Annotated in this window: 14 protein-coding genes; 8 read left to right on the top strand and 6 right to left on the bottom strand. The window is 50.0% G+C overall.

Annotated features, from left to right (window positions below):
- Window positions 1-8: 8 nt before the first annotated feature.
- Together ACO05E_RS16115 and ACO05E_RS16120 are read right to left on the bottom strand one after the other, a co-directional pair.
- A complete protein-coding gene (locus ACO05E_RS16115; RefSeq protein WP_419810510.1) occupies window positions 9-704 on the bottom strand; it encodes a TorF family putative porin in 696 nt (231 codons plus the stop codon).
- A gap of 93 nt (window positions 705-797) precedes the next feature.
- Window positions 798-1,889, bottom strand: coding sequence for a M14 family zinc carboxypeptidase (locus ACO05E_RS16120; RefSeq protein ID WP_419810511.1), 1,092 nt, complete (start codon window positions 1,887-1,889; stop codon window positions 798-800).
- A gap of 98 nt (window positions 1,890-1,987) precedes the next feature.
- Here ACO05E_RS16120 and ACO05E_RS16125 point away from each other — a divergent pair, with 98 nt between their 5' ends.
- From ACO05E_RS16125 to ACO05E_RS16135, 3 genes are all read left to right on the top strand, one after another.
- The gene (locus ACO05E_RS16125) at window positions 1,988-3,787 is read left to right on the top strand and encodes an ABCB family ABC transporter ATP-binding protein/permease (RefSeq protein WP_419810512.1); all 1,800 of its coding nucleotides are present in this window, start codon (window positions 1,988-1,990) and stop codon (window positions 3,785-3,787) included.
- Entirely contained in the window at window positions 3,784-4,578 is a 795-nt protein-coding gene (gene xni, locus ACO05E_RS16130) for a flap endonuclease Xni (protein WP_419810513.1), read from the top strand. The genes ACO05E_RS16125 and xni overlap by 4 nt, the downstream gene beginning before the upstream one ends.
- 248 nt (window positions 4,579-4,826) lie before the next feature.
- Window positions 4,827-5,447: a tRNA-(ms[2]io[6]A)-hydroxylase gene (locus ACO05E_RS16135; RefSeq protein WP_419810514.1), complete on the top strand. Its 621-nt coding sequence runs from the start codon at window positions 4,827-4,829 to the stop codon at window positions 5,445-5,447.
- Between the two features lie 67 nt (window positions 5,448-5,514).
- Here the strand turns inward: ACO05E_RS16135 and ACO05E_RS16140 are convergent, their stop codons facing one another.
- Window positions 5,515-5,697 (bottom strand): hypothetical protein, encoded by a 183-nt coding sequence (locus tag ACO05E_RS16140; protein ID WP_419810515.1) that lies wholly within the window; start codon window positions 5,695-5,697, stop codon window positions 5,515-5,517.
- Between the two features lie 276 nt (window positions 5,698-5,973).
- On the opposite strand from ACO05E_RS16140, the gene ACO05E_RS16145 reads away from it, so the two are divergent.
- Window positions 5,974-6,900, top strand: a complete 927-nt coding sequence (locus ACO05E_RS16145) for an alpha/beta fold hydrolase (RefSeq protein ID WP_419810516.1) — start codon at window positions 5,974-5,976, stop codon at window positions 6,898-6,900.
- Here the strand turns inward: ACO05E_RS16145 and ACO05E_RS16150 are convergent.
- Entirely contained in the window at window positions 6,889-7,986 is a 1,098-nt protein-coding gene (locus ACO05E_RS16150) for a 1-aminocyclopropane-1-carboxylate deaminase/D-cysteine desulfhydrase (RefSeq protein WP_419810517.1), read from the bottom strand. The genes ACO05E_RS16145 and ACO05E_RS16150 overlap by 12 nt on opposite strands.
- Window positions 7,987-8,212: 226 nt before the next feature.
- On the opposite strand from ACO05E_RS16150, the gene ACO05E_RS16155 reads away from it, so the two are divergent.
- The 3 genes from ACO05E_RS16155 (at window position 8,213) to ACO05E_RS16165 (ending at window position 9,772) form a co-directional block, all read left to right on the top strand.
- Window positions 8,213-8,677: a DMP19 family protein gene (locus tag ACO05E_RS16155; RefSeq protein WP_419810518.1), complete on the top strand. Its 465-nt coding sequence runs from the start codon at window positions 8,213-8,215 to the stop codon at window positions 8,675-8,677.
- Window positions 8,678-8,744: 67 nt separating this feature from the next.
- The gene (locus ACO05E_RS16160; RefSeq protein ID WP_419810519.1) at window positions 8,745-9,116 is read left to right on the top strand and encodes a diacylglycerol kinase family protein; all 372 of its coding nucleotides are present in this window, start codon (window positions 8,745-8,747) and stop codon (window positions 9,114-9,116) included.
- An 89-nt stretch (window positions 9,117-9,205) separates the two neighbouring features.
- A complete protein-coding gene (locus ACO05E_RS16165; protein WP_419810520.1) occupies window positions 9,206-9,772 on the top strand; it encodes a chalcone isomerase family protein in 567 nt (188 codons plus the stop codon).
- 90 nt (window positions 9,773-9,862) lie between these two features.
- Here ACO05E_RS16165 and ACO05E_RS16170 read toward each other — a convergent pair whose 3' ends face one another.
- Complete coding sequence (locus ACO05E_RS16170) at window positions 9,863-10,936, bottom strand: 3-deoxy-7-phosphoheptulonate synthase (protein WP_419810521.1); 1,074 nt, start codon at window positions 10,934-10,936, stop codon at window positions 9,863-9,865.
- Window positions 10,937-11,113: 177 nt separating this feature from the next.
- On the opposite strand from ACO05E_RS16170, the gene ACO05E_RS16175 reads away from it, so the two are divergent.
- Complete coding sequence (locus tag ACO05E_RS16175) at window positions 11,114-11,947, top strand: DUF72 domain-containing protein (RefSeq protein ID WP_419810522.1); 834 nt, start codon at window positions 11,114-11,116, stop codon at window positions 11,945-11,947.
- Between the two features lie 14 nt (window positions 11,948-11,961).
- On the opposite strand, the gene ACO05E_RS16180 is transcribed toward ACO05E_RS16175, so the two are convergent.
- Window positions 11,962-12,141, bottom strand: coding sequence for a helix-turn-helix domain-containing protein (locus ACO05E_RS16180; RefSeq protein WP_419810523.1), 180 nt, complete (start codon window positions 12,139-12,141; stop codon window positions 11,962-11,964).
- Window positions 12,142-12,247 lie beyond the last annotated feature (106 nt).

Here is a 12,247-nt window from a genome sequence, read left to right on the forward strand (position 1 = left end):
TAGGCAGGTCAGAAATTAAAGAAGCGATGCAGGCTGAATGTGATGGCGGTACCAGCATCAAAATCGCCACCTAAATTGGTGCGCTCCAGCTTCAAACGATAATCCCAGTTGTTGTAACTGCGACCCGCGCCAACACGGAAGTGCCAGTAATCGTCACGGCTGCCGCCATAATTGGCGGTCCCTGTGGTTTTCAGAAAACGGTGTTGAGCAACGTAGAATTCAATGGAGAAGGTGCCGGTCTGATAGGTGTAAGCGCTTTCCAGTGAGCGGTGTGCTTCATCCGTTCCCTGAAAGTCTTCGCTCTGACGCAGGCCAAAAGTCCAGGCGTCGTTTACCAGTAATTTGGCAAAACCTTCGGCATAAGCACGGCCGTCGGCGTCATCACCACCAAAGTTCTCATAATGAGTTACCCCGGCATCCAGTGCCAGGCTTTCGCTTAATGGCAGGTACCAGCCAGCAAAGGCACTGCCTTCATAATCAATATCCAGATCACTCTGATCGATATTCGAAGCCCATAAACCGCCATAAAGACCACTATCGTTAAGATAGGTCAGGCCGGTTTGATAGGTTGGTTTGCCTTCGGTTAAGGAAATCCCGTTTTTCAGGTATTCACTGCCTAAGCCAATGTCGAAGCTGAATTCAGCGTGCGTGGGAAGGCTTACAGCCAATGATAAGGTTGTAGCAACGAGAGCGGGACGTAACATGTAACCAGACTTCATCAATTAAAACAGGCCGCTATCATACGCAATTTTTCCGCATTTGTGTTCCACCATGATTGGGATTACCCAAGTTTACGCTTATTCCGGCCGCAGGCCTGGCTTAGCGCTGAACGCTGAGCCCGGATACCAGCGCTTCAGCGCCTGATGATGCAACTGACTTTTCTCGTTAACACCGGTGGGAGCCCAGGCAGGCATACTGCGCACCGCTGATAATAAAAAATCGAACAGCGTCAGGTGGCGTCGCAGAATCCGATGATGGCGATGCGGCAATATCGGGTTAAACAGGCTGTGATAACGTAATAAATGACGTGGATTTTTGCGCACCCATAGCCACGAGCCCATCTCCAGCGTTAACGGTAAATAAAGCCCATCCGGCTGTGTTGCCAGGTAGTCGTCGTATAAATAATCCCAGATATCACCATGAGTGGTGTACGACTGTGATTGTGGCTCAAACAGATAAACATCGTGATAAGGGTAGGTTGTTTCAAATAATTCGGTCAGGGCAAAGGCTTCTGCCAGATTGGGCCACGGGCTTTTGCTCTTGGCATACGGAAACCAGATGCGATCCTTTGCGCCAAAACCCGAGTGGCAGTCGAGACTGATGGCGTGTTTCTGGTGGCTCAGAACCTGACGAATGGCCTGAGTCAGCGCCTGATTCTCGGCTTCCATCTGGCTGTCTTTGCGGCCGCGATACCAGGGCAGATGTTTGCTGAGCCGTTGGCCACCCACCAGAAAGGTGTTGTCCTCAGCGTCGACGGGGGCATTACGCATCAGGTCCACCCCATTAGGGTTAGAGCGTGAGTTTTGCCACATGCCGCCGGGGTTCACAATCGGAATCATCACCAGCCGGATTTGTGCCAGCTGCTCGTGAATAACCGGCTCCCACGCCAGCCGTTGCAGCAGAGTGCGTAAAAACGACAGAATCACCTGAGTGCCAATGCGTTCGATACCATGAACTCCGCCCACCAGCACCAGTGTTGGTGCCAGAGGGGCGTCGGACCCGGCTTCTAATACATAAAACGGTAATGGTACTGTTTGCTGGTGTTTATAGGTGTGCTGAATATGTGCCGGAACCGATACTCTCAGGTGTTCGCGTCCCTGTTCAATTAACTCTTCCAGCTCAAATAATTCCGGTAATGCCCGTTTAATGTGGTAAATCCGTTGAATCACAATCGTCTCATCCTTACTCTTCGCGTCTGACCTGATAGGCTGTTCTGCTATGCCAGCCCGAGCAGCCCGTTATCGCAACACATCTGAGTAACAGTTTGATGAAACACTTTTCACAAGGCCCGACCCAGGCACCGGAACAACTGCGGATTCGTCATTGGCTACAAACCTTATGGCCATATCTGATGGAATATCGCGGACGGGTAATCTTAGCCTTGCTGTGTCTGGTGGTGGCTAAGCTGGCCAGCGTCGCCATGCCGTTTTTACTGAAATATCAGGTCGATCATCTGTCTGCACTGGAGAGTACGGCGGCGGATAACTGGTGGTTGTGGTTTCCGCTGGGATTGCTGCTGGCGTATGGTGCGGTGCGTTTTCTGAATGTGTTGATGGGCGAAGTGCGGGATGTGTTGTTTGGTCGTGTGACCGAACGCGCTATGCGCCGTATGTCGCTGAAGCTGTTTCGCCACCTGCATCAGTTGAGTCTGGATTTTCATCTGGATCGTCAAACCGGTGCTTTGCAGCGCGATATTGAACGTGGCACCAATGGCATCAGCTTTTTGATGCGATTTTTTGTGTTTAATATCGGCCCTACTTTGCTGGAGCTGGCGCTGGTAATTGGAGTGTTATTGCTGAACTATCCGCCGGTCTTTGCGCTGATTACTGCGCTGGCGGTTGTTGCTTATGTTGGATACACGGTGAAAATGACGGAGTGGCGTACTCACTATATTCGCCAGGCAGCGCAGGCGGACTCAAGCACGCATGCCCGGGCGTTGGACAGCTTATTAAATTACGAAACGGTGAAATATTTCACCGCCGAGCAGCGTGAAAGTGACGCTTATGATGGGGCACTGGCCGAGTGGGAACAGGCGCGGCGTAAAAATCGCCTGACTCTGTTTGGTTTAAATGGCGGGCAGGCACTCATTATCTCCATCGCGATGTCGGCCATGCTGATGTTTGCCGCTTATTATGTGGTTATCGGTGAAATGACGCTGGGTGATTTCACACTGGTCAATGCTTTTATGTTTCAGCTGTTTTTACCGCTGAATTTTCTTGGTTTTGTTTATCGCGAAATTAAAGCGTCGATGGCCAATATTGAGCGTATGTTCGAGTTGTTGGATGAAGTGCCAACGGTGGCAGATAACGGCACGCAGCCGTTGAATCTTTCTGCCGGAGAAGTTCGTTTTCAGCAGGTCGATTTTGGCTATCAACCCTCACGGACTATTTTGCAGCAACTGGATTTAACCATTCCTGCCGGTAAAACACTGGCGGTGGTGGGCTCCAGCGGTGCGGGAAAATCGACGCTGACCAAGCTGCTGTTCCGCTTTTATGATGTAAATCGTGGCTCGGTGACCATCGATGGTCAATCCATCGCTGATGTGCCACAACAGGCCTTACGTCAGCAGCTCGGCATTGTGCCGCAGGATACCGTGCTGTTTAACGACACGTTGAAAAATAATCTGCTGTACGCCAAGCCTGACGCCAGTGATGAGGAATTGATGGCGGTGATTCGTATGGCGCATCTGGAAACCTTACTCAATAACGCCGAAAAGGGCTGGGACACGCGGGTTGGGGAGCGGGGGCTGAAACTCTCCGGCGGCGAAAAACAACGCATTGCTATCGCCCGGATGTTGCTGAAAAAACCGGCGATTATGGTATTTGATGAAGCGACATCGTCACTCGATTCCGATACCGAGCGTGGCATTATGGAGGCTATTCGTCAGGTCTCTAAAGGCCATACCGCGCTGATTATTGCGCATCGACTATCGACCATTGTTGAGGCTGACATTATTGCGGTGCTGGAAGCCGGTCAGATTGTTGAGCAGGGCAGTCACGATGCTCTGATGGCACAACAGGGTCGTTATTATCAGTTGTGGCAGGGGCAGCAGGAGTTGAGTGAATGAAATTATTAATCGTTGATGCCATGAACCTGATTCGCCGGATTTACGCGGCGGCCCCGGAAGGGGATTTGCAGATTGAAGCCACTCAGGCCCGTTGCATGACGGCCATTGCCCGTAATGCCGAGCAATTTCAGGCTACTCATGTGGTGATGGTGTTTGAACAGAAATGCCAGACCTGGCGTCATCAGATGTGGCCCGATTATAAACTCAACCGCCCGCCGATGCCGGAAGCACTGGCGCAGCAGTTAGACAGTGTCAGTGGTTATTTCCGTGCCAATGGCTTGCCCTGCCTTGATCTGGCTGGTTGGGAAGCCGATGACGTGATTGCCACGCTGGCTAATAAAGCGGCATTTGCCGGACTGGCGGTGATGATTCTGTCGACCGATAAAGGTTTTTGTCAGCTGGTGAACGGTCGTATTAAGGTGCGTAATCATTTTGATCGGTTTACTTACGATGAGTTAATGGTGGAGCAGAAGTTTGGCTTGCAACCGAGTCAGCTGGTGGACTACTGGGCCATGACCGGCGACAGTACTAATCATTTGCCGGGTGTCGAAGGAATCGGGCCAAAAACCGCAGGTCATTTGCTCGATCAATACCAATCGTTAGATAACATTCTGGTGAATCTGCAGCAGCTGGACAGTGATGCGGCTAATCGGAAAGCCGCAAACAAGCTGACTCAGCATTGGCAAACGGCGTTGCTGACACGCATTCTTGCGGCTTTGCGGTTGGATGTGCCGCTGGGGATTAATCTGAGTGATCTGCGTTGGCAGGTATCGCAGGCGCTATCTTCTTAAATACGGCGTTTTCTTTTTATTCTTGAAGGCGGTTCCCGGGTTCTGTACAGAATAATTTTTGCCGCCGCGCCGAGGGTACATCCCTGTACCCACCGCGCTAACGCAACATCCTGTTGCTGCTTCAAAATCATTCTGTACAGAACCCGGGACATCGACATTGATCATTCTTGCGCCTGGTTATTGTCGCCCGTGCCGCTTTTCCTTAAAATCCGCCCGCTTTTTATTTTCTTTTGCGGTGCAGGTTTTCTATGAGTATTGATGCAGTAATGGCTGAAATTCACGAGTTTTTGGGTTGTGAAACGCCCGATAGTTGGATTGCCCAGGCGCTGAATGAGCAGGAAATTCTGCTGATTGATCATGCCAACTGTGAAAAGAAAGCCGCCAATACCGCCATGAACCTGATGTATAAGCACGTTGAACGTGAAGACTTGCTGAAAAAGATGAGTCAGCTGGCGCGTGAAGAGCTGCTGCACTTCGAGCAAGTCGTGAACATCATGACCGAACGTGGAATCCGTTACCGCCATATTTCCTCATCACGCTACGCCTCTGGCTTGCGTGATGCAGTGAGAAAGGGTGGTGGCGTTCCTGAGCTGGTGGACGTTCTGATTGTGGGCGCTTTTATCGAAGCCCGCTCATGTGAGCGCTTTGCTAAATTAGCCCCGTTTCTGGATGAGAAATTGGAGAAGTTCTATCGTTCTCTGCTGCGCTCTGAAGGCCGCCATTATCAGGATTATCTGGGGCTGGCGGCGCAATACTCGGATGAGCCGATTGATGAGCGGGTACAAATGTTCCGCGAACTGGAGCAGCAACTGATTGAATCACCGGATGAGACCTTCCGCTTCCACAGCGGTACCCCAGTCGCAGCCTGACTTGTTTAGGTGATTTTCGGGTCTGGTGATGAGGCCAGGTGTTGAGGCCAGGCGTTAAAGATAAGTGTCAGGCCGGTTCGCAAGAGCGGATGATTTTCAGACACTCTTCCGTCAGTCGCTGATAATCCTGCGGGCTGATGACTTTGGCGTTTAGATCACGCTGAGCCTGAGCGAGTCGGGCTTCAGCGTCCTTGCGGTCGGTAAATTTACGGCTTGCTTCGATGGCGGATAGTGCAACAGCTGAGGTCATGGCCTTTCTCCTTTCCCTGATGTTGGCATCGTGTTAACGGCTTTGGTTAAGTGCGGTTTTATTAAGAATAATGCAATCGCACTTCTGTGCAATATTTGATCAGTGTGTTTTTTGAGCCAATTTCAACAATGTCGGCATTGACAGTTACCCGAACGACAATGGCCAACGGCTTCGGTTGAGCGCATTTGTCAGATCAAGCAAGCAAATTGGCACTGGTGTTTTGACAACAGCCTCTTTACCATCGGCCACCATTTCAGTCATTTATCAGATTTTTATATGGCCCACAGTCATCAGGCAAGTACCGTACTGCCAGCCGAGAGCTTGTCTCAATGGACGCTGACAGACCCTACAAGCGCTCATCTGCATCAGATTCACGGCTATGCCAGAGCTGGCCAAAACGAAGAAACACCGATTCACTTTCTGCACGGTAATGGCTTTTCAGCCTTAACCCTGAGTGGTGTTGCAGCGGGTTTTCCTACAACGCATTCGTTGATCCTGACTGACGTGCCTGGTCATGGTGGCTCTGATCAACCGAAACACCGGATGCCAGACTGGCAGGGTATGGCAGCCTCGGTAACGGCTTCTCTGAAACAACAACTACAAGCTCAGAATCAGTCTGCTGCGATTGGTGTCGGCCACTCGTTGGGAGGTGTCATTACCTTGCTGGCGGCGGCACGTTCGCCGGAACTGTTTCAGCGTATTATTCTGCTGGATCCTGTGCTGTTTTCCCCTGAAATTATTCTGGCTCAACAGGTGATGCGGGCAACTGGCGTGTGGAAACGCAGCGCCTTGGTGCGCTCAGTGAGCCGCCGTCGCAATCGTTGGCCTGATGCTGAGGCTATGCTGGCGGAGTTGTCGCAGAAATCCCTGTATAAAGACTGGCACCCTGAAGTGCTGCAGGCCTTTGTCGACAGTGCCAGTAAAGACGTGGATGGTGAGCGTCAGTTGTGTTGTGACCCACGCTGGGAAGGCGCAATTTTTGGCTCGTACCCACGCGGCTTATGGCACGCTGTGCGCAGCGTTAAGGTGCCGGTCGATATTCTGGTGGCCGAAAACAGTTACGGCTTTATTGCCAAATCGGCCCGCCGTGCGGCCAGGGTGAATCGGCATATTCAGTGGCACTCCTTTGGCCGTACGCACTGTTTTCCAATGGAGCAGCCGCAGCAAACCGCTGAAAAAATTCAGCAGCTGTTAGCTCAGTAATTCGCTCGCTTCTAATTTTTTCTTTAACGCGTTCGGTAATACACTGATAGCGGGTTCTGGTATATAAGCGCTGGAATTGTAGGTGTTCCAGAATAATACCGGCCCGCTACTGCGTTTCAGGCAATCCAAAAAGGCACAGGCCGCTTTGCCCGAATAGGTACCTTCCAGCTGGATACCGGACTGAGCAAACGTCGAGATGGCGTGTTTTACTTGTTCATCGGCATGACCATAACCTTCACCGTAATAATCATGGTTGAGCTTCGACTGAGGTAATGAGTGGGGTAGTGGCTGTGGTGTTGAACGGGGTGTTGAGCGAGAGCCCAGTTTTAATAGTTCAGCCCCGGTCTTAATCTGGCGATTGATAATGGCATCGCTGCAAGCATCAAAAGGGCCGAGTTTACTAGGCGCAACACGCACCGGAATTAATTCACTGCTTAATCCGGTTAATTGTAATCCCAGATATAAACCCGCGGCGCTGGAGCCGCTGCCAACCGGAATCACAATTTTTTTTGGTTCGGGTATTAAGCCTTGTTGAACTTGTTGCTGTAATTCAAAGGCTGCATCGACGTAGGCAAGAATCGCCGGAGGGTTTGAACAGCCGGCCCAGAGAAAATAACAATAGGGTTTCAGACGATACACCGAGCTGTAAAAGCGCAGCATGGTGTTGAATAAACTGCCGCAATAAATCAGTTCGGCACCGTACCCCTGCATGCGTTTTATATTGGCGTATACGGTGTTGCTCAATGGCTGGTCAAATAAATAAATCGAACAACGCACACCCAAACGCTGGCACATCATGGCGGTTGCAACCCCGGCATTGGTACCAATTGCGCCAAATGTAATGACATGACGGGCTTTGTTTTTGCGGATATCCGCGGCAATCCAGTCAAGTTTTCGGATTTTATTGCCGCCGTATTCCGGGTGGGTCAGGTTGTCGTATTTAACGAATGCTTGTTCACCTAATTCAGGGAGTGAGCCAACCGGAGTTGGTAGCGAAGCAATTGGCGAGCTCTTGTCGGCCGCTCTGTTTACGCTGCTCTCTGTATCGAATAAATGAGGGAAGCGTTGTGTGAATGAACTCTGCATGGGGAAGAAGCTGTGTTGTCATTATTGTTTTACGGGCCAGTTTAATCGGGATATCAGTGGCTCAACCTGTTGAAATCGGCCATATCGCTTGCTCATGGATTTAATATTACTGCCATTGAGGCCGATATATCGGAATCCTTGTAAAACCTTTGTCAAATAATTTACGGTAAGCTATGGTGAATTCACCACTTAAATACCTTTAAAAGAGAGTAACGAGTAACACCCTATGAACATGGAGATTCAGGCAGCACTGGATGTCGCTGATGAGACCGACTCATTCTTACAAATCACTGATGTAATTTATGACAAGGAAGCCGAGCAGGGCTATGACGCTCTGAGCACTTCAGAAAAAGTTGTGTTTTGCATCGACCACCTGCTGCGCGAAATGGAAAATGGTGGTTTTGTTCAGTTTATTCATCATGAAGCCGGAGCCAAAGCGGATGATACGCTACTGGCACTGGAGAGCATTAAGGCGAAAGAAACGCAGTCGTTGCTCGACCGGTTAATTGATTTTTTTGCCGAACGAAATGTGCCCGACGACGAAGATGAGCGCATTGAGTTGTTTGACCAGATCGAAAGCGAATACGCAGACGACATTGCCGAGCTGGACGATCGTTTTTACGATGCCGGTGAGAATCTGGTGGAAATGACGCTCAAGTTTGTGGCAAAAAATCTGAAAGATTTTCGTTAATTCTTTTTTAGAAAACAGACCCCTGATGTCACATGATATCGGGGGCTTTTTTATGCCTGGAGAATATATGCCAGTAGAACAATCGTCCTGGTTGCGTACCCGTCGAGCCAGCTTTGGATATGCATTCCGTGGTGTGCTGCAGTTATTTACAACAGAAACGCATGCTCAAATACATCTGGCGGCGGCGGTGGTTGTGGTGATTGCGGCGTTGGCGACCGGGGTTTCTGCTTCAGAATGGCTGGCGTTAATTTTTGCCATTGTGCTGGTAATGGCGATGGAAGCGTTAAATACGGCACTGGAGGCACTGGCCGATGCTTTGCATCCGGGCCATCATCCTTTGGTCGGTAAGGCCAAAGATATTGCCGCGGGTGCTGTGCTACTGTGTGCTTTTGCTGCCGTGATCGTTGCCTGTCTTGTATTTCTACCCTACTGGTTGTAGCGTGCTCTGATGGCTTGCAATTACATCGGGCGGGCACTATAAATGCGACATCCGACTAATGATAAAAACAAACGTAAAGGACAAATCCCATGCTACGAATTCTCGCCCGTTCGGTGCTGATCTATGCGCTGTTATTCACCGGTACTTCTTATGCAAAACAGGTTTCAGGCGTTGATGTTGCTGAAACTCTGGTCTCAGCGCAGCAGGAACTTAAACTGAACGGTGCCGGTACGCGTACCAAATTCTTTGTTGATATGTATGTCACGGCCTTGTATCTGCCAGAAGTTAATCAGAGTGGCGCTGAGGTGATTGCTGCTGATGAAACCATGGCCATTCGTTTGCATATCGTTTCAGACTTTATTACACCTAAGCGCATGTCGGACTCAACCCGTGATGGCTTTGTACGTTCAACCGGTGGTAACACTGCTGAGATTGAGGCCGATATTGAAGCACTGATTGTGGCTTTTCAGGACGCAGTCGATAAAGGGGATGTGTTTGATCTGGTGTATCAACCGGAAACGGGTGTCACCATCTATCGCAATGGTGAAGCGAAATCGAGTGTGGGTGATCTGAAATTTAAGCAGGCGCTGTTTGGTATCTGGTTATCGGATGATCCGGTTCAGAAAGGCTTACGCGACGATCTGCTGAATAGCTGATTTTCTGCCAAGTCAGAACCATAGAATAAGCAATAAAAAACCCGCTGCTGCGGGTTTTTTATTGAGTTATTGCCGAGACAGCAAAAGCAATCAGGCGTTACGCTTTGGCAAGACGTCTTTCAGCTTTTCATGCATGCTCAGAATGGCCTGTTCGGTTTCATCCCAGCTGATGCAGCCATCGGTGACCGATAAACCATACTCCAGATCATCCAGGTTGGCTGGAATATTCTGGCGGCCATGTTTGATGTTGGACTCGACCATCAGGCCAACGATCGACTTGTTACCTTCCAGAATCTGATTGGTCACGTTATCCATCACCAGTGGTTGCAGCTCAGGTTTCTTACTGGAGTTCTCGTGGCTACAGTCAACCATGATGTTCTTCGGCAGATCGGCCTTTTCCAATGCTTGTTCAGCCAGAGAAACACTGACGGAGTCGTAGTTTGGCTTGCCACCGCCACCGCGTAATACAACGTGGCCATAGTTGTTGCCATTGGTTTCTACGATAGAAACTTTGCCGGACTGATCGATACCCAGGAAACGGTGCGGGCTGGCAACTGACATCAGGGCATTGGTTGCTACCGTCAGGCTGCCGTCTGTGCCGTTTTTAAAGCCAACGGCAGAGGATAAGCCTGAGGCCATTTCGCGGTGAGTCTGAGACTCGGTGGTGCGTGCGCCAATGGCAGACCAGGTGATTAAATCCTGCAGATACTGAGGAGAAATTGGGTCCAGTGCTTCAGTCGACAGTGGCAGACCCATTTCCGCCAGATCCAGTAACAGCTGACGTGAAATGTGCAGCCCTTCCTGAATCTTGAAGGTATCGTTCATATACGGGTCGTTAATCAGACCTTTCCAGCCGACGGTGGTGCGTGGCTTTTCGAAATACACACGCATAACCAGATACAAAGTGTCTGATACTTTTTCAGACAGGGCTTTCAGCCGGTGAGCATAGTCTTTGGCCGCATCAACATCATGAATGGAGCAGGGGCCAACAACCAGAAAAATACGGTGATCTTTACGATCCAGAATGTCTCTGACAGCCTGACGTCCTTGCTGGACACTTTCAACGGCCGCTTCTGAAATTGGCATTTCTTGTTTTAGCTGATCCGGCGTTACCAGTGGGGTAATCGAACCAATGTTTAAATCTTCAACGCGCGTGTCTGTCATCATGCTTCCTAATTCGACATGGTTGAGTTCTGCATACAAGCTTTCGGTATAATGCCGCCGGATTATGACAAATCGTGAATGAAAAGCACACCTCACTAATGAAAAGCACTGTATAAAGCCATGAAAACTGACCTTAATCAGGCCATACACAACGGACGGTTAAAGCTGGGATTGCCCATGTGGTACATGGATGGCTGGCGCGGTAATTTATTGTCGTCCTGGCAAAAAGCCGGTGAAGCTCTGGCTGAATACGCTCAGGTCTTTCAGTCGGTTGAAGGAAACACCACCTTTTATGGCTTACCGGATAAACGCCGTGCCCGGCAATGGCGCTCGATGGTGCCTGACAATTTTAGTTTCTCGTTTAAGTTACCACGTGATATCAGCCATGCGCCGAATCTGTTATTGGCTTATCAGAAGCACCAGTTGGCATGGCGCGATTTTGCAGATGCTCTGGAGGATTCGTTGGGAGTTATTTCGGTGCAGCTGCCAGCGGAATTTTCTCCCCAGCGGCTGCCAGAGCTGCTGGAGTTTCTGACTCTTCTGAAAACACATGAACGGGCCGATATCTCCGTTGAATTCCGGCATCCGGGATTTTTCGATAAATCGGCTAACGAACAGTCGCTGTTGCGCCAGCTCAGTGAATTGCAGGTTGCACGTTCCCTGTTTGATAGTCGTGGGCTGTTTAATGATACCGCTCAGACAGAGGCAGTATTGGATGCTCGTTCGAAAAAGCCGCGAATGCCGGTGCACCCGATTGCAACCGGTGCTTCTCCGGTGATTCGTTTTATCGGACACAGCGATTGGGCACTGAATGAACGGTATTTATTACAGTGGTCGGATAAATTACAGCAGTGGCTGACAGAAGGGAAAACACCGTATTTCTTTTTGCATACCGCGGGCAATCAGGATGTTCAGTATTTTCTGCGTTTTCTGGAAAAATTGTGGGGGCTTGAGGAGAGCATCTGGCCCGGCGAGTCAGGAGCCGGGCAGAGTGCTTGTTTATTCGATTAACACAATGTATTCGATTAGCGCAGTTTTTCCTGAATGGCTTTAAATTTTTCCACCTTGTCAGGCAGAAAACGAAATTCGCCGTTATCCTGTTCGCTGTCTAATAAACCTTCACGAGCATAGCGCTTGATGGTAACGGCCTTCATGCTCAGGATTTCCGCAACTTCATCAACACTCAGGGTTTGTTCGGCTGACATATCAATCTCCGTGATTTGTATTTGATCAATAGAGCATAGATACATTTGCAGAAATTGCCTGCATTCATTGTGGAATGCAGACTGACTAAGCTGTCGACCTACCATT

It is taken from the genome of Bacterioplanoides sp., from assembly GCF_965226395.1.
GTDB lineage: Bacteria > Pseudomonadota > Gammaproteobacteria > Pseudomonadales > Oceanobacteraceae > Bacterioplanoides.